The sequence below is a fragment of the Streptomyces sp. NPDC057287 genome (assembly GCF_042667905.1).
In the GTDB taxonomy this organism is placed as follows: Bacteria; Actinomycetota; Actinomycetes; order Streptomycetales; family Streptomycetaceae; genus Streptomyces.
Genome location: NZ_JBHUYV010000006.1, coordinates 251,607 through 271,855, shown reverse-complemented (window position 1 = coordinate 271,855; position 20,249 = coordinate 251,607). Strand labels below are relative to the sequence as shown.

The following is a 20,249-nucleotide window of genomic DNA, read 5'->3' as shown; positions in this document are numbered from 1 at the left end:
TCAGACCGCCCTCATCAGCAGGGTCGCGGCGATGAGTACCGCCGCACCGCCGAACATCGAGACCGCGTAGGAGCGGGCGTAGCCGTTCTGCAGCTTGCGCAGCCGGCCGGAGAGCCCGCCCATCGAGGCGGCCGTGCCGTTGACGACGCCGTCGACCAGGCTGTGGTCGACGTAGACCAGGGAGCGGGTGAGATGCTCGCCGCCACGGACCAGGACCACGTGGTTGAAGTCGTCCTGGAGGAGGTCCCGGCGGGCCGCCCTGGTGAGCAGGGAGCCGCGCGGTGCCACGACGGGCACGGGCCTGCGGCCGTACATGGCCCAGGCGACGGCGACACCGATGACGAGCACGACCATGGTGGCGGCCGTGACGGTGGTCGCGCTGACCGGTGCGTGCCCGTGGTCGTGTCCGGTGACGGGCTCCAGCCAGTGCATGAAGCGGTCGCCGATGGAGAAGAAGCCGCCGGCGAAGACCGACCCGAAGGCCAGCACGATCATCGGGACGGTCATGGACTTCGGTGACTCGTGCGGGTGCGGCTCGTGGCCCTCCGCGTCCGGCTGCCAGCGCTTCTCGCCGAAGAACGTCATGAGCATCACGCGCGTCATGTAGAACGCGGTGATCGCGGCGCCCAGCAGGGTGACCGAGCCGAGGATCCAGCCCTCGGTGCCGCCCTTGGCGAAGGCCGCCTCGATGATCATGTCCTTGGAGAAGAAGCCGGACAGGCCGGGGAAGCCGATGATCGCGAGGTACCCGAGGCCGAAGGTCACGAAGGTGACCGGCATGAACTTCCGCAGGCCGCCGTACTTCCGCATGTCGACCTCGTCGTTCATGCCGTGCATGACCGATCCGGCGCCGAGGAAGAGTCCGGCCTTGAAGAAGCCGTGCGTCACCAGGTGCATGATCGCGAAGACGTAGCCGATGGGGCCGAGGCCCGCGGCGAGGATCATGTAGCCGATCTGCGACATCGTCGACCCGGCGAGAGCCTTCTTGATGTCGTCCTTGGCGCAACCGACGATCGCACCGAAGATCAGCGTGACGGCTCCGACGACCACGACGACGAGCTGTGCGTCGGGAGCCCCGTTGAAGATCGCGCCCGAGCGGACGATCAGGTAGACCCCCGCGGTCACCATGGTGGCGGCGTGGATGAGGGCCGAGACCGGAGTCGGGCCCTCCATCGCGTCACCCAGCCAGGACTGCAGCGGCACCTGGGCCGACTTGCCGCAGGCGGCCAGGAGCAGCATCAGGCCGATCGCGGTGAGCTTGCCCTCGCTCGTGTCCCCGGCCGCGTCGAGCACCGGACCGAAGGCGAAGGTGCCGAAGGTGGTGAACATCAGCATGATCGCGATGGACAGGCCCATGTCGCCGACCCGGTTGACCAGGAACGCCTTCTTCGCGGCGGTGGCCGCGCTGGGCTTGTGCTGCCAGAAGCCGATGAGCAGGTAAGACGCCAGGCCGACGCCCTCCCACCCGACGTACAGCAGCAGGTAGTTGTCGGCGATGACCAGGATGAGCATCGCCGCGAGGAAGAGGTTCAGGTAGCCGAAGAAGCGGCGTCGCCGCTCGTCGTGCTCCATGTAGCCGATGGAGTAGACGTGGATCAGCGTGCCCACGCCCGTGATCAGCAGGACGAACGTCATCGACAACTGGTCGAGCTGGAAGGCCACGTCGGCCTGGAACCCCTCGACGGGGATCCAGCTGTACAGGTGCTGGTGCAGGGTGCGCTCCTCGGCGCCCCTGCCCAGCATGTCGGTGAACAGCACGGCACCGATGACGAACGACGCGGCGGCGAGCACCGTGCCGATCCAGTGTCCGGCCCGGTCGAGCCGGCGGCCGCCGCAGAGCAGGACCGCCGCTCCGAGCAGGGGCGCCGCGACCAGCAGCGCAATCAGGTTTTCCACGATTCCGACCCCTTACAGCTTCATCAGGCTGGCGTCGTCGACCGAGGCCGAGTGGCGGGAGCGGAACAGCGACACGATGATCGCGAGCCCGATGACGACTTCGGCGGCGGCGACGACCATCGTGAAGAAGGCGATGATCTGGCCGTCGAGGTTGCCGTGCATCCGGGAGAACGCGACGAGCGTGAGGTTGCAGGCGTTGAGCATCAGCTCGATGCACATGAACACCACGATCGCGTTCCGCCTGATCAAAACGCCGGAGGCGCCGATCGTGAACAAAAGGGCCGCGAGGTAGAGGTAGTTGACCGGATTCACTTGGCGACCTCCTCCTCTTCTTCCGCGTGGTCGCGGGCCGGCCCGCGGTCACGGCCGAGCCGCTCCCCGGAGCGCTGTTCGAGCGCCTTGAGGTCGGCGAGCGATTCGCTGGACACGTCGCGGATCTGGCCGCGCTGCCGCAGCGTCTGCATGACGGTGAGCTCGGACGGCGTGCCGTCCGGCAGCAGTCCCGCGATGTCCACGGCGTTGTGCCGGGCGTAGACACCGGGGGCGGGCAGCGGCGGGAGGTGGCTGCTGCGCACCCGCTCCTGGGAGAGCTCCCGCTGCGTCTTCGCGCGTTCGGTGCGCTCGCGGTGCGTGAGCAGCATCGCCCCGACGGTCGCCGTGATCAGGAGGGCGCCGGTGATCTCGAACGCGAAGACGTACTTGGTGAAGATGAGGTTGGCGAGCCCCTCGACGTTGCCGCCGTGCCGGGCGTTCGCCGTCCCCAGGCCGTTGAAGGTGGAGAGGGACGCCTGCCCGATGCCGGCGATCAGCAGGATGCCGAAGCCGAGCCCGCAGGCGGCGGCCAGCCACCGCTGCCCCTTGAGGGTCTCCTTCAGCGAGTCCGCAGCCGTGACGCCGACGAGCATGACCACGAAGAGGAACAGCATCATGATCGCGCCGGTGTAGACGACCACCTGGACGATGCCCAGGAAGTAGGCGCCGTTGGCGAGGTAGAAGACCGCCAGCACGATCATGGTGCCGGCGAGCGACAGCGCGCTGTGCACCGCCTTCTTCATCAGGACGGTCGAGAGCGCGCCGATGACGGCGACGGTGCCGAGGATCCAGAACTGGACGGCCTCACCCGTCGAGGTGGCGGTGGCGGCTGCGGCCAGAGTGGCGGTCATGCGTCCACCTCCTTGTCCGCTTCTCCCTTGGAGACGGCGACCTGGCGCTCCGTACCGGAAGCCGCCTCGGTCACCAGACCGCGGTAGTAGTCCTGCTCGTCCATGCCGGGGAAGATCGCGTGCGGGCTGTCGACCATGCCTTCCTCCAGGCCCGCGAGCAGCTCGTCCTTGGTGTAGATGAGGCTCTCGCGGGTGGTGTTGGCGAGCTCGAACTCGTTGGTCATGGTCAGGGCCCGGGTGGGGCACGCCTCGATGCAGAGCCCGCACAGGATGCAGCGGGCGTAGTTGATCTGGTAGACGCGGCCGTAGCGCTCCCCCGGGGAGTAGCGCTCCTCGTCCGTGTTGTCCGCGCCCTCGACGTAGATCGCGTCCGCCGGACACGCCCAGGCGCAGAGCTCGCAGCCGACGCACTTCTCCAGCCCGTCGGGGTGGCGGTTGAGCTGATGCCGGCCGTGGAAGCGCGGCGCCGTCACCTTCTGCGTCTCCGGGTACTGCTCCGTCAGCCGCTTCTTGAACATGGCCTTGAAGGTCACGCCGAAGCCGGCCACGGGGTTCTGGAACTTCTCCCCTGAGGGTTCCGATGACTCAGACACCGTCAGCCTCCTTTCCATCGCTCACCAGGTCGTCACTCCGAGTGTCCGGCCCGCCACTGACAACGAGCTCCCGCTCGCGTCGGGGCGTGCGGCGCGGCACCGGCGGCAGGGACTGGCCCGGCAGCGGGGGCACCGGGTATCCGCCCGCCATCGGGTCGAACGCCGGCTCCGGTCCGGCCGCCTCCTCGGCGGCCTTGGTCCTCCGGTCGCGGAAGATGTCGGCGACGAAGGAGATCAGCAGGACCGCGATCACGGCTCCGGCGACGTAGAGCAGGATCTTCGAGTAGTCGTAGCCCTCGTTGTTCATCGCCCTGACGGTGGCCACCAGCATCAGCCAGACCACGGAGACCGGGATCAGGACCTTCCAGCCGAGCTTCATCAGCTGGTCGTAGCGGACGCGGGGCAGGGTGCCGCGCAGCCAGATGAAGAAGAAGAGGAGCAGCTGCACCTTGATGACGAACCAGAGCATCGGCCACCAGCCGTGGTTCGCGCCCTCCCAGAAGGTGCTGACCGGGTACGGAGCCCGCCAGCCGCCCAGGAACAGGGTCACGGAGACCGCGGAGACGGTGACCATGTTGACGTACTCGGCGAGCATGAACATCGCGAACTTGATCGAGGAGTACTCGGTGTTGAAGCCGCCGACCAGGTCGCCCTCGGACTCGGGCATGTCGAACGGGGCCCGGTTGGTCTCACCGACCATCGTGATGATGTAGATGATGAAGGAGACCGGCAGCAGGAGGATGAACCAGCGGTCCTCCTGCGCAGCCACGATCTCCGAGGTCGACATCGACCCCGAGTACAGGAACACCGAGGCGAACGCGGCGCCCATCGCGATCTCGTAGCTGATCATCTGTGCGCAGGAGCGCAGACCGCCGAGCAGCGGGTACGTCGATCCGGAGGACCAGCCGGCCAGCACGATGCCGTAGATGCCGACGGACGCGACCGCGAGGATGTAGAGCATCGCGATCGGCAGGTCGGTCAGCTGCATCGTGGTGCGCTGGCCGAAGATCGAGACCTCGTTGCCCGACGGGCCGAACGGGATCACCGCGATCGCCATGAACGCCGGTGCGGCGGCCACGATCGGGGCCAGGATGTAGACGACCTTGTCGGCGCGCTTGACGACGACGTCTTCCTTGAGCATGAGCTTCATACCGTCGGCGAGCGACTGGAGCATGCCCCAGGGGCCGTGCCGATTGGGTCCGATGCGCAGCTGCATCCAGGCGACGACCTTGCGCTCCCACACGATGGAGAAGAGCACGGTCAGCATCAGGAACGCGAAGCAGAACACCGCCTTGACGACGACGAGCCACCAGGGGTCCGTGCCGAACATCGAGAGGTCCTCGGCCGCGAGGACCGTCCCCCGCGGTGCCGCGGCGAGTTGGGCGAGGCCGGTCACTCTCCTACCTCCGTTGTCACGACGTGGGAGCCCGGGGCGGCCGGACCGATCCGGACCAGTCCGCCCGGCTGGGCGCCGGTGTCGGCGGGGACGCCCCGGCCGACGGAGTCCAGCGGCACCCACACGACCCGGTCCGGCATCTCGGTGACCGCCAGCGGGAGTTCGGTGGTGCCGAGGGGGCCGGTGACGGCCAGCAGGTCGCCGTCCTTCACCCCCGACTCGGCCGCGGTGACCGGGGAGAGCCGGGCGACGGCCGCGTGCCGGGTACCGGCCAGTGCCTCGTCGCCCTCCTGGAGCCGGCCCCGGTCGAGCAGCATCCGGTGGCCCGCGAGGACCGCCTCGCCGTCGCCGGGCCGGGGCACCGGGCGGGACGTCGCCCGCGGGTCGTCGGCGTGACCGCCCTGCCAGCCGCCGAGGCGGTCGAGCTCACGGCGGGCCGCCCTCAGGTCGGGCAGTGCCAGGTGCACGTCGAGCGCGTCGGCCAGCATGTGGAGCACCCGCGCGTCGGTCGGGCAGAGCGTCCTCGGCATCTGCTCGGGCTTCAGCGCGGCCTCGAACATCCGCGCCCTGCCCTCCCAGTTGAGGAAGGTGCCGGGCTTCTCCGCGACGGCCGCGACGGGAAGGACCACATCGGCGCGTTCGGTGACCGCACCGGGGCGGAGCTCCAGCGAGACCAGGAACCCGACCTCGTCCAGTGCCCGCAGCGCCCCCGCGGGGTCGGGCAGGTCTTCCGGGTCGACCCCGGCGACCAGCAGCGCGGCAAGTTCGCCGGTGGCCGCGGCCTCCACGATCTGGCCGGTGTCGCGGCCGAAGCGGGCGGGGAGTTCGGCGACGCCCCAGACGGACGCCACCTCCTCCCTGGCCCGCGGGTCCGTCGCGGGACGGCCGCCGGGCAGCAGTGACGGGAGCGCGCCCGCTTCCAGTGCGCCGCGTTCGCCGGCCCTGCGGGGGATCCACACGAGCGCGGCACCGGTCGCGGCGGCGGTGCGCAGGGCGGCGGTGAGCCCGCCGGGCACCGCGGCGAGCCGCTCGCCCACCACGATCACGGCGCCTTCGCCGCGCAGCGCCTCGGCCGCCGCGGCGCCCTCGGCCTCCAGGCCGACGCCGCCCGCGAGGGCGTCCAGCCATTCGGTCTCGGTGCCGGGTGCGGCGGGGAGGAGCGTCCCGCCCGCCTTCTCCAGGCCACGGCTGGCGTGCGAGGCGAGCGCGAACGTCCGCTGCCCGTGCTTGCGGTGGGCCTTGCGGAGCCGCAGGAAGACGCCGGGCGCCTCCTCCTCGGACTCGAAGCCGGCCAGCAGGACGGCCGGGGCCTTCTCCAGCGCGGTGTACGTGACCCCGCTGCCGTCCAGGTCGCGTCCGCGCCCGGCCACCCGCGCGGCGAGGAAGTCCGCTTCCTCACCGCTGTGGACCCGGGCCCGGAAGTCGATGTCGTTGGTGTCGAGGGCGACGCGCGCGAACTTGCTGTACGCGTAGGCGTCCTCGACGGTCAGCCGGCCTCCGGTGAGGACCCCGGTCCTGCCGCGCGCCCCGGAGAGACCGGCCGCCGCGGCTTCCAGCGCCTCGGGCCAGCTCGCGGGCTCCAGCACGCCGTCCGCGTTGCGCACGAGCGGCGTGGTGAGCCGGTCGCGCTGCTGGGCGTAGCGGAAGCCGAAGCGGCCCTTGTCGCAGAGCCACTCCTCGTTGACCTCGGGGTCGTTGGCGGCGAGCCGCCGCATGACCTTGCCGCGCCGGTGGTCGGTCCGGGTGGCGCAGCCGCCGGCGCAGTGCTCGCAGACCGAGGGCGTCGACACGAGGTCGAAGGGCCGGGAGCGGAAGCGGTACGCGGCCGAGGTGAGCGCCCCGACGGGACAGATCTGGATGGTGTTGCCGGAGAAGTACGACTCGAAGGGGTCGCCCTCGCCGGTGCCGACCTGCTGGAGCGCGCCGCGCTCGATCAGCTCGATCATCGGGTCGCCCGCCACCTGGTTGGAGAACCGGGTGCACCGCGCGCAGAGCACGCACCGCTCACGGTCCAGCAGCACCTGGGTGGAGATGGGGACGGGCTTCTCGAAGGTGCGCTTCTTCCCGTCGAAGCGGGAGTCCGCGCCGCCGTGCGACATCGCCTGGTTCTGCAGGGGGCACTCGCCGCCCTTGTCGCAGACCGGGCAGTCCAGCGGGTGGTTGATGAGCAGGAGCTCCATCACCCCCTTCTGGGCCTTCTCCGCGACGGGCGAGGTGATCTGCGACTTCACGACCATGCCGTCGGTGCAGGTGATCGTGCAGGAGGCCATCGGCTTGCGCTGGCCCTCGACCTCGACGATGCACTGCCGGCAGGCGCCGGCCGGGTCGAGGAGCGGGTGGTCGCAGAAGCGCGGGATCTCGATGCCGAGGAGCTCGGCGGCGCGGATGACGAGGGTGCCCTTGGGCACGCTGATCTCGATGCCGTCGATCGTGAGCGTGACGAGGTCCTCGGGCGGAACGGCCGCCTCGCCGCCCCCGGAGGGCGCACTCGTGGTGACTGTCATGCGTTCACCCCCCGGTGAGCGTTCTTGTCGTCTTTGCCGTCGGCCCAGAGGGTCGACCTGGCCGGGTCGAAGGGGCAGCCCTTGCCGGTGATGTGCTGCTCGTACTCCTCGCGGAAGTACTTCAGCGAGGAGAAGATCGGCGAGGCCGCGCCGTCGCCGAGGGCGCAGAACGACTTGCCGTTGATGTTGTCGGCGATGTCGTTGAGCTTGTCGAGGTCGGCCATCTGTCCCTTGCCCGCCTCGATGTCGCGGAGCAGCTGGACCAGCCAGTAGGTGCCCTCACGGCACGGTGTGCACTTGCCGCAGGACTCGTGGGCGTAGAACTCGGTCCAGCGGGTGACCGCCCGGACCACGCAGGTGGTCTCGTCGAAGCACTGCAGCGCCTTGGTGCCGAGCATGGATCCGGCGGCGCCGACACCCTCGTAGTCCAGTGGGACGTCGAGGTGCTCCTCGGTGAACATCGGGGTGGAGGAGCCGCCCGGCGTCCAGAACTTCAGGCGGTGCCCTTCCCGGATGCCACCGCTCATGTCGAGCAGCTGGCGCAGGGTGATGCCGAGCGGTGCCTCGTACTGGCCGGGGCTGGTGACGTGCCCGCTGAGCGAGTACAGCGTGAAGCCCGGGGACTTCTCGCTGCCCATCGACTTGAACCAGTCCTTGCCCCTGTTCAGGATCGCGGGAACCGAGGCGATGGACTCGACGTTGTTCACGACGGTGGGACAGGCGTACAGACCGGCGACCGCGGGGAAGGGGGGACGCAGCCGGGGCTGGCCGCGCCGTCCTTCGAGCGAGTCGAGCAGCGCGGTTTCCTCGCCGCAGATGTACGCACCGGCACCCGCGTGCACCGTGAGTTCCAGGTCGAGCCCCGAACCCAGGACGTTCTCCCCCAGATAACCCGCCTCGTACGCCTCGCGCACGGCCTCGTGCAGCCGCCGCAGTACGGGGACCACCTCGCCGCGCAGATAGATGAAGGCGTGCGAGGAGCGGATCGCGTAACAGGCGATCACGATGCCCTCGATGAGGCTGTGCGGGTTGGCGAAGAGGAGCGGGATGTCCTTGCAGGTCCCCGGCTCCGACTCGTCGGCGTTGACCACGAGGTAGTGCGGCTTGCCGTCGCCCTGCGGGATGAACTGCCACTTCATCCCGGTGGGGAAGCCCGCGCCCCCGCGTCCGCGCAGACCGGAGTCCTTGACGTACGCGATGAGGTCGTCGGGCGCCATGGCCAGGGCCTTGCGCAGCCCCTCGTACCCGTCGTGGCGGCGGTAGGTGTCCAGCGTCCAGGACTCGGGCTCGTCCCAGAAGGAGGAGAGGACCGGGGACAGCAGCTTCTCCGGGCTGGTCCCGTTCTTGTCGATCTCGGCTGCCAAGGTCATCACTCCCCCTCCTCGGCGGCGGGCCCGGCCGGGTGCTCCGGGTCGGAGGCCGACGTCTGCTGCGGTGCGTCGTGCGAGCTGAGGTGCTCGGTGGGCGACGGGTCGTGGGGCTGTGCGTCCTGGGGCCCGGCGTCCTTGGGCGCTGCGTCCTGCGGCGGCGCGTCCTGGGGTGTCTCGCCCCGCTGTCCGACCACGCGGGCGTGCGGCGCGGCCTCTCCCCTGGCGAGCTTCAGCCCGATCAGGGAGGCGGCACCGGCTCCGCCGCTCGCCTCGACGGCACCGGGGCGCCGGTCGGGGAAGCCGGCCAGGATCCGGGACGTCTCCTTGTAGGTGCAGAGCGGCGCGCCCCGGGTGGGCTCCACGGTGCGGCCGGCGAGCAGGTCGTCGACGAGCCGTGTCGCGCTCTCGGGCGTCTGGTTGTCGAAGAACTCCCAGTTGACCATCACGACGGGAGCGAAGTCGCAGGCCGCGTTGCACTCGATGTGTTCGAGGGTGACCTTGCCGTCGTCGGTCGTCTCGTCGTTGCCGACGCCGAGGTGCTCCTTGAGCTGGTCGAAGATGGCGTCGCCGCCCATGACCGCGCACAGGGTGTTGGTGCAGACCCCGACCTGGTACTCACCGCTCGGCCTGCGCCGGTACATCGAGTAGAAGGTGGAGACCGCCGTGACCTCGGCGGTGGTGAGCCCGAGCTGGTCCGCGCAGAACGCCACGCCCGTGCGGGAGACGAACCCCTCCTCGGACTGCACCAGGTGCAGCAGCGGCAGCAGCGCGGAGCGGCTGCCGGGGTAGCGGGCGATCACCTCCTTCGCGTCCGCTTCGAGCTTGGCGCGCACCTCGGCCGGGTAGGGCGGGGCGGGGAGCTGCGGCATCCCCAGGCTGACTTCTTGGTTGGACGCGGTCACCGGTCGACGCCTCCCATCACGGGGTCGATGGACGCGACGGCGACGATGACGTCGGCGACCTGGCCGCCCTCGCACATCGCCGCCATGGCCTGGAGGTTGGTGAACGACGGGTCGCGGAAGTGCACCCGGAAGGGGCGCGTGCCACCGTCCGAGACGACGTGCACGCCGAGTTCGCCCTTGGGGGACTCGATGGCGGTGTACGCCTGCCCGGCCGGGACCCGGAAGCCCTCGGTCACCAGCTTGAAGTGGTGGATCAGGGCCTCCATGGAGGTGCCCATGATCTTCTTGATGTGGTCGAGCGAGTTGCCGAGCCCGTCGGGTCCCAGTGCGAGCTGCGCGGGCCAGGCGATCTTCTTGTCGGCGACCATGACCGGGCCCGGCTCCAGCCGGTCCAGGCACTGCTCCACGATCCTGAGCGACTGGCGCATCTCCTCCAGGCGGATGAGGAAGCGTCCGTAGGCGTCGCAGGTGTCCGCCGTGGGCACGTCGAACTCGTAGGTCTCGTAGCCGCAGTACGGATCGGACTTGCGCAGGTCGTGCGGGAGTCCGGCGGACCTGAGGATCGGGCCGGTGGCGCCGAGGGCCATGGAGCCGGTCAGGTCGAGATAGCCGACGTCCTGCATGCGGGCCTTGAAGATGGGGTTGCCGGTCGCGAGCTTGTCGTACTCCGGCAGGTTCTTCTTCATGGTCCTGACGAACTCGCGCAGCCGGTCGACCGCGCCCATCGGCAGGTCCTGGGCGAGGCCGCCGGGGCGGATGAACGCGTGGTTCATCCGCAGTCCGGTGATGAGCTCGAAGATGTCGAGGACGAGTTCACGATCGCGGAAGCCGTAGATCATGATCGTCGTGGCACCGAGCTCCATGCCGCCGGTGGCGATGCACACCAGGTGCGAGGAGATCCGGTTGAGCTCCATCAGGAGCACCCGCAGGACGGTGGCCCGGTCGGGGATCTGGTCCTCGATGCCGAGGAGCTTCTCGACCCCGAGGCAGTACGCGGCCTCGTTGAAGAACGGGGTCAGGTAGTCCATGCGGGTGACGAAGGTGGTGCCCTGGGTCCAGTTCCGGAATTCGAGGTTCTTCTCGATGCCGGTGTGGAGGTAGCCGATGCCGCAGCGGGCCTCGGTGACGGTCTCGCCGTCGATCTCCAGGATCAGCCTCAGCACACCGTGTGTCGACGGGTGCTGCGGCCCCATGTTCACGATGATGCGTTCGTCGTCCGACTTCGCGGCGGACTCGACGACCTCGTCCCAGTCGCCGCCGGTGACTGTATATACAGTCCCCTCGGTCGTGGCCCTGGGCGTTGCGTGGGGAGTAGTCATCAGCTGTACGACCTCCGCTGGTCCGGAGCCGGGATCTGGGCGCCCTTGTACTCGACGGCGATGCCGCCGAGCGGGTAGTCCTTGCGCTGCGGGAAGCCCTGCCAGTCGTCCGGCATCATGATGCGCGTCAGGGCGGGGTGCCCGTCGAAGATCAGGCCGAAGAAGTCGTAGGTCTCGCGCTCGTGCCAGTCGTTGGCCGGGTAGACCGCGACGAGCGACGGGATGTGCGGGTCGCTGTCGGGGGCGGACACCTCGAGGCGGATCAGCCGCCCGTGGGTGAGCGAGCGCAGGTGGTAGACCGCGTGGAGCTCGCGCCCCTTGTCCCCCAGGTAGTGGACACCGCTGACGCCCGTACAGAGCTCGAAGCGCAGGGCCGGGTCGTCCCGCAGGGTGCGGGCGACCTGGACGAGGTGCTCGCGGGCGACGAAGAAGGTGAGTTCGCCCCGGTCGACGACCGTCTTCTCGATGGCGTTGTCCGGGAGCGGGTCCTGTTCCTCCAGGGCCCCTTCCAGCTCGTCGGCCACCTCGTCGAACCAGCCGCCGTACGGCCGGGAGGTGGCGCCCGGCAGGGTCACCGTGCGGACGAGTCCGCCGTAGCCGGAGGTGTCGCCGCCGTTGTTGGCGCCGAACATCCCCTTGCGTACGCCGATGACCTCGCCGGAGTCGTCCCGGGGGGTGGGCACCTGCCCGTTGTCGGTGTTGTCGGTGTTGTCGGTGTGCCGCTCGTCGCTCATCGCAGCAGCCCCTTCATCTCGATCAGGGGGAGTGCGTTGAGCGCCGCCTCCTCCGCCTCGCGGGCGGCCTCCTCCGCGTTGACCCCGAGCTTGGAGCCCTGGATCTTCTGGTGGAGCTTGAGGATGGCGTCGATCAGCATCTCGGGACGCGGCGGGCATCCCGGCAGATAGATGTCGACCGGGACAATATGATCAACACCCTGAACAATGGCGTAATTATTGAACATTCCACCCGATGACGCGCAAACCCCCATGGAGATGACCCACTTGGGGCTCGGCATCTGGTCGTAGACCTGCCGCAGGACGGGTGCCATCTTCTGGCTGACCCGCCCGGCGACGATCATCAGATCCGCCTGCCGCGGCGATCCGCGGAAGACCTCCATCCCGAAACGGGCCAGGTCGTACCGCCCGGCGCCGGTCGTCATCATCTCGATGGCGCAGCAGGCGAGGCCGAAGGTGGCGGGGAAGACGGAGGACTTCCGTACCCAGCCGGCGGCCTGCTCGACAGTGGTCAGCACGAAGCCGCTCGGCAGCTTCTCTTCGAGTCCCATGGTGTGCCCCTCAGCCCCTCAGTCCCATTCCAGGCCGCCCCGGCGCCACACATACGCGTAGGCGACGAAGACGGTGAGCACGAAGAGCAGCATCTCCACGAGCCCGAAGATCCCCAGGGCGTCGAAGGTGACCGCCCAGGGATAGAGGAAGACGATCTCGATGTCGAAGACGATGAACAGCATCGCCGTCAGGTAGTACTTGATGGGGAAGCGGCCGCCTCCGGCCGGAGTGGGTGTGGGTTCGATACCGCACTCGTACGCTTCGAGCTTTGCCCGGTTGTACCGCTTGGGGCCGATAAGCGTGGCCATGACCACGGAGAAGATCGCAAACCCTGCCCCGAGGGCGCCGAGCACGAGGATGGGCGCGTAGGCATTCACGCTCCTCGCTCCTTCCAGTCGTCCTTGACCGTTGGACCGCATCGGGCGACCGGCTCGCCACCTCATCAAGATCGTGCACATGTGAGGCAGTTCACAAGCCCGACTGCCCCGCATCCTATGCCTGCTGTCCTGTGATCTGCGACACGGGGTGCAGCAACGTCTTTGTGATCTCCACCACCTGACGAACGATCATGAAGTCGGATGAGCGGTGATCTTCGCACGCGAAGCGGCCGCGCGGTTACGAGACGTGACATCTTGCGGCGTTATCGCTGGTCAAAGGCGCATGGCCCTATCAATGGACGGCCCCTACAAGCAAATTGGCGATGGACGCCGAGCGGGTGATATAGGCACCCGTCACACCTCGCCCCCACTCGGAAGGGGGGCTTCCGGTACCGATGTGGACAATGCGCACGCATTCACGAACTTCTGGGCGCGACTCCGGGCGCGGCTTCGGACGCGGCTTCGGACGCGGCTTCGGACGCCACTCCGGATGGACGCCGGGTGCGGTCCGCCGCGAACGGCACCCCCTCGGCCGGACCTCTGAGGGTGAGCCCGCCGGGCCGCCGACGGGCGCCCGGGGAAACGGACATGACTCACCAATGGGTCACTCCCCCGCACGAAGGCGGCCGGCGCCGCCGCCCACGCGGCGTGCGGCCGCGCGGTTGCCTCTCACAGAAGAGCCATGCTGTGACCTGCATCACTCCATGCGCGCTTCAAGAAAAGCGGGCTTGGCCAACCGTGTGAACGGATGGTAAGCGACGGGCAATTCGGGCGTATTGATCGAACGCCGTGATCACAGCCGTGCACGCAGGTGCCCGTTTTGCCCGTTAGGGCGTCAATAAGGGCCCCTAATAAGCGGATTCATGGATTCCGAACGTAACTGTGTCGCAACACACGTTTCTTGATGGGACCCCTACAGCCCTGATAGCGCTAGTACTCATGTCCCACACCGCTCACATACCCAGCCACCGGAAACCCCGCCAGAGCGCCTCGAAGACGGCGCTGCGGGCAGGAGTTGCCGGTGGCGTCCTCAGCACCATCGCGGTCGCGGGTGCCGCCGGTCCGGCTCAGGCCGAGCCGGTGACCCAGACCATCGAGATGCCCACCATCACGGCCGGGCTCTCCACCTCCGTCGCCGCGTCCGCGCAGGCGACCCAGGCGGTCGCTCTCGACCTCGAGACGCAGGCGCACGAGGACGCCGCTGCCGCCACCGCGGCCAAGACCGCCAAGAAGGCCAAGACCGAGGCGGTCCGCAAGGCAGAGGCCAAGAAGAAGGCCGAGGCAGCCGCCGAGGCCAAGGCGGAGGCCGCCGAACGCGCCTCCCGCTCCGCCGAGCGCACGACGCTCAGCGCGTCCACCGCATCCTCCGGCTCCTCCTCCTCGTCGTCCTCGTCGAGCGCCACCGGGTCCGCCGCGTCCGTCATCGCGTTCGCCCAGTCCCAGATCGGCGACGCGTACGTCTCCGGCGGTACCGGCCCGAACTCGTGGGACTGCTCGGGTCTGGTCCAGGCCGCCTTCGGCAACGTCGGCATCGACCTGCCGCGCGTCTCGCAGGACCAGTCGACGGCCGGCACCCAGGTCTCGCTCGACAACCTCCAGCCCGGCGACATCCTGTACTGGGGCGGCGCGGGCAGCGCGTACCACGTCGGGATCTACGTGGGCGGCGGCCAGTTCGTCGGTGCGCAGAACTCCAGCACGGGCGTCGTGCAGAAGAACCTGGACTACGACCCGCCGTCGGGCGCCGTCCGCGTTCTCTGATTCACAAGCGCGTCCCGGGCTGCTTCCCGGGCGCAGTTGAACACGGCGGAGGGCCGTCGATCCCGCACGGGATCGGCGGCCCTCCGGCATGCCCGCCACCCCGCCGGGGGCGGCCGTTGCGGCTGAGTACGAAGGCCGGGCGGGGCGGCCTCCCGCAGGAGGCCGTGAACGTCAGTGCGCCCTGGTCCGCACGTCCGGCTCCGCGGCGGTCCCGGCGGGCTGCCGCTGGCCCGGCACGCGCCCCTCGAAGGACGCGGCCCGTTCCCTGCGCAGCAGCAGGACGCCCGCCGCGCAGGCGAGAGCCGCCAGCACGAAGCCGTACGGCGGGGTGGAGCCCGAGGGCTGCGTCTCGTAGACGAGCGCGGCCGACAGCACGGTCACCGTGCTCAGGGCCCGGCCGCCGTTCGCGGTGGCGGCGATCACCGCCGTCGCCCACAGCAGGTACCACGGCTGCACCATCGGCGAGAGCACGACGAGGGCCAGCAGGGCCGGGCCCAGCGCGCGGACGGGTTCCGTACGTCCCGCCGCCGCCTGCCACGCGAGGCGGGCGATGAGGACCAGTGCCACCAGGAGGCCCAGGTTCTGCACGGCGGACTTGACCGGATCCGGGTCCGTTCCGGCCAGCAGCCGCAGGAGTTCGCCCAGGCCCAGGCCGAGGTCGCTGCTGAGGGACAGGGCGGTGTGGATGCGCCCCGCGACGCTCTGGGTCCCCAGCCAGCCGAAGCCGGTGCCCGAGGCGAGGCTCGCCCCGGCCGCGACCGCCGCGGCGACGAGACCGGGCCCCAGCAGCCCCTTCGCCACCCGCCGGACGACGGGACCGCCCGCGGCCCGGCCCACCACGACGCCGACGAACAGCAGCGCCACCGCCGCCGGCGACTTGACCATCACGGCGAGACCGATGAGCGCGGAGCCGGTGACCCACCTCCCGCGCAGCGCGAGCAGCGCGCCCGCCAGCATGAGGCCGGTCATCAGACCGTCGTTGTGGACGCCGCCGACCACGTGGATGAGCAGGAGCGGGTTCAGCGCGCCCAGCCACAGCGCCGCGCTCTCGCTGCGGCCGTGCTCCCGGGCGAGATTCCGCAGGGCCCACACGATCAGCACCAGCGCGGCCAGGGCGATGAGACGCATCCCGAGCACGGCGGGCACGATCGTGCCGCCGGTCGCCCAGGCCACGCCTCGCGCCAGGACGAGGAAGAACGGACCGTACGGGGCCGGGGTGTCGGTCCAGTGCCCGCCGACGCTCGCCGCGGCGTCGCCGCCCGGCCCGCCGGGGTCGAGGACGGACGGCCCCACGCTGTAGACGTCGTGGCCTTCGAGGACCATCGCGCCCTGCGCGATGTAGCTGTAGACGTCGGCGCTGTAGAGGGGTGGCGCGAGCACGAGCGGCGCGGTCCACCACGCGAGGGTGGTGAGGGTGTCGCGTACGGACGCTCCCGTCCGCCCGTACAGCCACCAGGCGACGACGAGCACCGTCAGTCCGCCGTACGAGAGTGCGTGGCCGGCGGCGGTGACGGCGGTTCCGTGGGGGACCCACAGGCCCCACGGGTCGTGGGCCGGCAGTGTGCCGACGGCCCAGCCGCCGAGCGCGACGCCCAGCGACCCGGCCGCGCCGAGCCGGCGGTAGCCCCGGGTGGTCCATGCCCTTGATGCCCCCATGGCCCGAAACCTACCGCAGGACGGGCCGCCGGGCGGGGGCCCGGGGGTCACCCGGGCACCCGTGATCAGGCCTTCGGGGCGACCTTCGAGAGGCCGTTGATGATGCGGTCCATCGCGTCGCCGCCGGTCGGGTCGGTGAGGTTGGCGAGCATCTTCAGCGTGAACTTCATCAGCAGCGGGTGGGTCAGACCGCGCTGCGTCGCGATCTTCATGACGTGCGGGTTCCCGATCATCTTCACGAAGGCACGGCCCAGCGTGTAGTAACCGCCGTAGGTGTCCTTGAGGATCTTCGGGTAGTGCTGCAGCGCCAGCTCCCGCTGCGCCGGGGTCGCGCGGGCGTGCGCCTGGACGATGACGTCCGCGGCGATCTGGCCCGACTCCATGGCGTACGCGATGCCTTCGCCGTTGAACGGGTTGACGAGACCACCGGCGTCACCGACGAGCAGCAGGCCCTTGGTGTAGTGCGGCTGACGGTTGAAGGCCATCGGCAGCGCGGCACCGCGGATCGGGATCGTCATGTTCTCGGGGGTGTAGCCCCAGTCCTCGGGCATGGAGGCGCACCACGCCTTGAGCACCTCGCGCCAGTCGAGCTCCCTGAAGGCCGACGAGGAGTTGAGGATGCCGAGGCCGACGTTGGACGTGCCGTCGCCCATGCCGAAGATCCAGCCGTAGCCGGGCAGCAGGCGGTCCTCGGCGCCGCGGCGGTCCCACAGCTCCAGCCAGGACTCCAGGTAGTCGTCGTCGTGGCGGGGCGAGGTGAAGTACGTACGGACCGCCACGCCCATCGGGCGGTCCTCGCGGCGGTGCAGGCCCATGTTGAGCGAGAGCCGGGTGGAGTTGCCGTCGGCGGCGACGACGAGAGGGGCGTGGAAGGTGACCGGGGTCTTCTCCTCGCCGAGCTTGGCGTGGACGCCGGTGATGCGGCCGGTGCGCTCGTCCTTGATCGGCTCGCCGACGTTGCAGCGCTCGTGGAGCCGCGCGCCGGCCTTCTGGGCCTGGCGGGCCAGCTGCTCGTCGAAGTCGTCGCGCTTGCGGACGAGACCGTAGTCCGGGTACGAGGCGAGGTCCGGCCAGTCGAGCTGGAGCCGGACGCCGCCGCCGATGATGCGCAGGCCCTTGTTGCGCAGCCAGCCAGCCTCTTCGGAGATGTCGATGCCCATGGAGACGAGCTGCTTGGTGGCGCGCGGGGTGAGACCGTCGCCGCAGACCTTCTCCCGCGGGAAGGCCGTCTTCTCCAGGAGGAGCACGTCGAGTCCGGCCTTGGCGAGGTAGTACGCGGTCGTGGAGCCGGCTGGGCCCGCTCCGACGACGATCACGTCCGCGCTGTGTTCGGAGAGGGGCTCGCTCACGATCGGATCTCCCGAAGACTCGAATTCGCGTGCCGCGCGGCACAGGTCGCGTGCAGTCTATGGGTGCCTGCTGATCAACCTCCCGAAGGGCTCCCCGATGCCGCACGCGCCTGACCCGACTCCGTCCGTACATCTGCGTGTCCCCACCGACGAGGACGCCCTGGCCTGGCACCGGGTGTTCGCCGATCCGGAGGTGATGGAGTTCCACGGCGGCCGCCCGGCGGAGTACTCCGTCTACGAGGAGTTGACCGCCCGCCAGCGCCGCCACGACGCCGAGCTCGGCCACTGCCTGTGGACGGTCCTCGACGACGCGGGAGAGGTGCTCGGCTTCACGGGCGCCCAGCCGTGGCCGCACGAGTCGTTCGGCCCGGTGGGCGAGATAGAGATCGGCTGGCGGCTGGGCCGGGCCGCCTGGGGGCACGGCTACGCGACCGCCGCCGCGCGCGCCACGCTGGAGCGGACGCGCGCGCTCGGGGTGCGGGAGGTCGTGGCGATGATCAACACACGCAACGAGCGCTCGATCGCGGTGGCGCGACGTCTCGGCATGCGGCAGGCCGAGACCTACACGTCCCCGGTGTCCCAGGCGGAGGCGTACTGCTTCCGGCTGGAGCTCTGAGCCCCCGCCGGGTGGTCAGTCGCGCACGCCCCGGTGCAGCGCCACCACCCCACCGGTGAGGTTGCGCCAGGCCACCTTCGACCAGCCGGCCTTCTGCAGCAGTGTCGCGAGGCCGGCCTGGTCGGGCCAGGCGCGGATCGACTCGGCGAGGTAGACGTAGGCGTCGGGGTTGGACGAGACGGCCCGGGCGACCGGCGGCAGCGCCCGCATCAGGTACTCGGTGTAGACCGTGCGGAAGGGTGTCCAGGTCGGCTGGGAGAACTCGCAGATCACCACCCGGCCACCGGGCTTGGTGACGCGGTACAGCTCGGCGAGTGCCGCGTCGGTGTCCTGGATGTTGCGCAGGCCGAAGGAGATCGTGACCGCGTCGAAGGTCTCGTCCTTGAACGGGAGCCTCGTGCCGTCACCCGCGGTGAACGGCATCCAGGGGTGGCGCTCCTTGCCGACCCGGAGCATCCCGATGGAGAAGTCGCAGGGCACCACATAGGCACCGGCCTGCGCGAACGGCTGCGAGGAGGTGGCCGTACCGGCCGCGAGGTCGAGGATCTTCTGGGCGGGCCGGGCGTCGACGGCGCGGGCGACCTCCTTGCGCCAGAGCCGCGCCTGTCCGAGCGACAGCACGTCGTTGGTGAGGTCGTAGTTCGCCGCCACGTCGTCGAACATCGAGGCGACTTCGTGCGGCTGCTTGTCCAGGGAGGCTCGGGTCACCCTCCCATTCAAGCAGCCCCGCCCCCGGTCCCTCGCGGCGGCGTGGGACGGCTCGGCCGCACGCGCCCCGGGTGGCCGCTCGGTCAGCGGCGTAGCGCTTCGGCCGGCTCGATCCGCGCGGCGCGCCAGGCGGGATAGAGCCCGGCCAGCACACCGGTGACCAGGCCGACGACAGGTGCGGCGGCGACCGTCGTGGGATGGACCACGGGGGTCCAGTCCCGCACCACGGCGACCATGACGACGGTGATGGTCCCCAGGGACGTGCCGACCAGGCCTCCGAGCGCCCCCAGCGCCCCGGACTCCGCCAGGAACTGGACGGTGACGTGGCGGCCCCGGGCACCCAGCGCCCTCCGGAGGCCGATCTCTCCCGTGCGTTCCAGGACGGCGACCAGAGTGGTGTTGGCGATGCCGACGGCTCCGATGATCAGGCAGATCCCGGCGAGCACCAGGAAGAGCTGGTTGAGGTCGGAGGTGACGTTCGAGCGGAGGGACTTCGGATCGGGCGGCGCCACCGCCCTGAGGTATTCGGGGTGATCGGGGCGCAGCGCCGTCGGAGCCAGCTGCGCCACCTGCTGGGCCGCGCCTATGTCGGTCGCCACGAGCATCCGTGTCCCGGATTCCTGGGGTGCGCCCCAGATCTCCTCGGCCGCGGTGCGCGGGATGACGACGGACGTCAGCAGTTCGGCCTTGCGCTCGACGTCGCCGATGATCCCGATGACGGTGAACGGCTCGTCCCCGATGAAGATCGCCGGCCGCGTCTCCAGTGTGGCGATCCCCAGCCGGGCCGCTGTGGACGCGCCCAGGACGGCGACGCGCTCCTTGGTGCGTGAGTGGTAGCCGTCGTAGAGCCTGCCCTGGACGAGCTCCGGCACGGCGGCCTCCAGTGCACCCGGTGACGCGGCGACCACGTCGATCTTCTCCCCGCCGGCGCCGTCGCCCACGGGGGAGGACCGGACCACGCTGCCCTCGTCCAGCCGCACCGTGTAGTAGACACCCGCGTGCTGGACGCCGCCCAGGCGCTCGACGCGCGCGTCGGCGTCCGCGGGGAATCCGGGGCCCGCGAACTCGTTCTGGTCCTGGGCGACGTCCTCGACGGTCACCTCGGTGGCGCTGAGCACGCTGAACCGCGCGTCGATCTGCGAGGAAGCGGTCGCGGTCAGGCCGAGGATCGCGACGAACGTGCCGACGCCGAGCACCGTGCCGAGCGCGGTGAGCGCCGACCGCGCGGGGCGCTGGAGCACACCCGCGACAGCCTCGCCGAGCGCGTCCGACGGGCTGAAGCGGGACGGTTCGACGGGTCGGGGGCTCCTGCTCCCCCGCCCGCTCCTGCCGCCTCTTCCGAGCATGCCTGGGCGA

18 protein-coding genes are annotated in these 20,249 nt (G+C 70.1%); 2 read left to right on the top strand and 16 right to left on the bottom strand.

The window, feature by feature from the left end; genetic code table 11:
• Genes nuoL through ACFUNE_RS14130 form a run of 12 tightly spaced genes read right to left on the bottom strand, consistent with a single transcriptional unit; the run spans position 1 to position 12,806 of the window.
• Positions 1 to 1,896 (bottom strand): NADH-quinone oxidoreductase subunit L, encoded by a 1,896-nt coding sequence (gene nuoL, locus ACFUNE_RS14185; RefSeq protein ID WP_383566269.1) that lies wholly within the window; start codon positions 1,894 to 1,896, stop codon positions 1 to 3.
• 12 nt (positions 1,897 to 1,908) lie between these two features.
• Positions 1,909 to 2,208 carry an NADH-quinone oxidoreductase subunit NuoK gene (gene nuoK / locus ACFUNE_RS14180; RefSeq protein ID WP_099173920.1) on the bottom strand — a complete coding sequence of 100 codons (300 nt, stop codon included), beginning with the start codon at positions 2,206 to 2,208 and terminating at the stop codon, positions 1,909 to 1,911.
• Positions 2,205 to 3,059 carry an NADH-quinone oxidoreductase subunit J gene (locus tag ACFUNE_RS14175; protein ID WP_383566265.1) on the bottom strand — a complete coding sequence of 285 codons (855 nt, stop codon included), beginning with the start codon at positions 3,057 to 3,059 and terminating at the stop codon, positions 2,205 to 2,207. The genes nuoK and ACFUNE_RS14175 overlap by 4 nt, the downstream gene beginning before the upstream one ends.
• Positions 3,056 to 3,670 carry an NADH-quinone oxidoreductase subunit NuoI gene (gene nuoI, locus ACFUNE_RS14170; RefSeq protein WP_383566262.1) on the bottom strand — a complete coding sequence of 205 codons (615 nt, stop codon included), beginning with the start codon at positions 3,668 to 3,670 and terminating at the stop codon, positions 3,056 to 3,058. Before nuoI ends, ACFUNE_RS14175 begins: the two co-directional genes overlap by 4 nt.
• The gene (gene nuoH / locus ACFUNE_RS14165; protein WP_383566259.1) at positions 3,645 to 5,048 is read right to left on the bottom strand and encodes an NADH-quinone oxidoreductase subunit NuoH; all 1,404 of its coding nucleotides are present in this window, start codon (positions 5,046 to 5,048) and stop codon (positions 3,645 to 3,647) included. The genes nuoI and nuoH overlap by 26 nt, the downstream gene beginning before the upstream one ends.
• Positions 5,045 to 7,552: an NADH-quinone oxidoreductase subunit G gene (locus ACFUNE_RS14160; protein WP_383566256.1), complete on the bottom strand. Its 2,508-nt coding sequence runs from the start codon at positions 7,550 to 7,552 to the stop codon at positions 5,045 to 5,047. The genes nuoH and ACFUNE_RS14160 overlap by 4 nt, the downstream gene beginning before the upstream one ends.
• A complete protein-coding gene (gene nuoF / locus ACFUNE_RS14155) occupies positions 7,549 to 8,925 on the bottom strand; it encodes an NADH-quinone oxidoreductase subunit NuoF (protein ID WP_383566253.1) in 1,377 nt (458 codons plus the stop codon). Before nuoF ends, ACFUNE_RS14160 begins: the two co-directional genes overlap by 4 nt.
• A complete protein-coding gene (gene nuoE / locus ACFUNE_RS14150; protein ID WP_383566747.1) occupies positions 8,922 to 9,791 on the bottom strand; it encodes an NADH-quinone oxidoreductase subunit NuoE in 870 nt (289 codons plus the stop codon). The genes nuoF and nuoE overlap by 4 nt, the downstream gene beginning before the upstream one ends.
• 29 nt (positions 9,792 to 9,820) lie before the next feature.
• The gene (locus ACFUNE_RS14145; protein ID WP_383566250.1) at positions 9,821 to 11,143 is read right to left on the bottom strand and encodes an NADH-quinone oxidoreductase subunit D; all 1,323 of its coding nucleotides are present in this window, start codon (positions 11,141 to 11,143) and stop codon (positions 9,821 to 9,823) included.
• Positions 11,143 to 11,877, bottom strand: a complete 735-nt coding sequence (locus tag ACFUNE_RS14140; protein WP_383566247.1) for an NADH-quinone oxidoreductase subunit C — start codon at positions 11,875 to 11,877, stop codon at positions 11,143 to 11,145. The genes ACFUNE_RS14145 and ACFUNE_RS14140 overlap by 1 nt, the downstream gene beginning before the upstream one ends.
• Positions 11,874 to 12,428, bottom strand: a complete 555-nt coding sequence (locus ACFUNE_RS14135) for an NADH-quinone oxidoreductase subunit B family protein (protein ID WP_069171248.1) — start codon at positions 12,426 to 12,428, stop codon at positions 11,874 to 11,876. Before ACFUNE_RS14135 ends, ACFUNE_RS14140 begins: the two co-directional genes overlap by 4 nt.
• 18 nt (positions 12,429 to 12,446) lie before the next feature.
• Complete coding sequence (locus ACFUNE_RS14130) at positions 12,447 to 12,806, bottom strand: NADH-quinone oxidoreductase subunit A (RefSeq protein ID WP_003992243.1); 360 nt, start codon at positions 12,804 to 12,806, stop codon at positions 12,447 to 12,449.
• Positions 12,807 to 13,745: 939 nt separating this feature from the next.
• Between ACFUNE_RS14130 and ACFUNE_RS14125 the strand changes: the two genes are divergently transcribed.
• Positions 13,746 to 14,564 carry a C40 family peptidase gene (locus ACFUNE_RS14125; RefSeq protein WP_383566243.1) on the top strand — a complete coding sequence of 273 codons (819 nt, stop codon included), beginning with the start codon at positions 13,746 to 13,748 and terminating at the stop codon, positions 14,562 to 14,564.
• A 171-nt stretch (positions 14,565 to 14,735) separates the two neighbouring features.
• On the opposite strand, the gene mptB is transcribed toward ACFUNE_RS14125, so the two are convergent.
• Together mptB and ACFUNE_RS14115 are read right to left on the bottom strand one after the other, a co-directional pair.
• A complete protein-coding gene (gene mptB / locus ACFUNE_RS14120; protein WP_383566240.1) occupies positions 14,736 to 16,220 on the bottom strand; it encodes a polyprenol phosphomannose-dependent alpha 1,6 mannosyltransferase MptB in 1,485 nt (494 codons plus the stop codon).
• Positions 16,221 to 16,285: 65 nt separating this feature from the next.
• Positions 16,286 to 17,569 (bottom strand): geranylgeranyl reductase family protein, encoded by a 1,284-nt coding sequence (locus ACFUNE_RS14115; RefSeq protein WP_383566237.1) that lies wholly within the window; start codon positions 17,567 to 17,569, stop codon positions 16,286 to 16,288.
• Between the two features lie 97 nt (positions 17,570 to 17,666).
• Between ACFUNE_RS14115 and ACFUNE_RS14110 the strand changes: the two genes are divergently transcribed.
• Positions 17,667 to 18,185 carry a GNAT family N-acetyltransferase gene (locus ACFUNE_RS14110; RefSeq protein ID WP_383566234.1) on the top strand — a complete coding sequence of 173 codons (519 nt, stop codon included), beginning with the start codon at positions 17,667 to 17,669 and terminating at the stop codon, positions 18,183 to 18,185.
• Between the two features lie 15 nt (positions 18,186 to 18,200).
• Here the strand turns inward: ACFUNE_RS14110 and ACFUNE_RS14105 are convergent, their stop codons facing one another.
• Positions 18,201 to 18,893, bottom strand: a complete 693-nt coding sequence (locus ACFUNE_RS14105; RefSeq protein WP_383566231.1) for a demethylmenaquinone methyltransferase — start codon at positions 18,891 to 18,893, stop codon at positions 18,201 to 18,203.
• 83 nt (positions 18,894 to 18,976) lie between these two features.
• A complete protein-coding gene (locus tag ACFUNE_RS14100; protein ID WP_383566227.1) occupies positions 18,977 to 20,239 on the bottom strand; it encodes an ABC transporter permease in 1,263 nt (420 codons plus the stop codon).
• Positions 20,240 to 20,249: the final 10 nt, after the last annotated feature.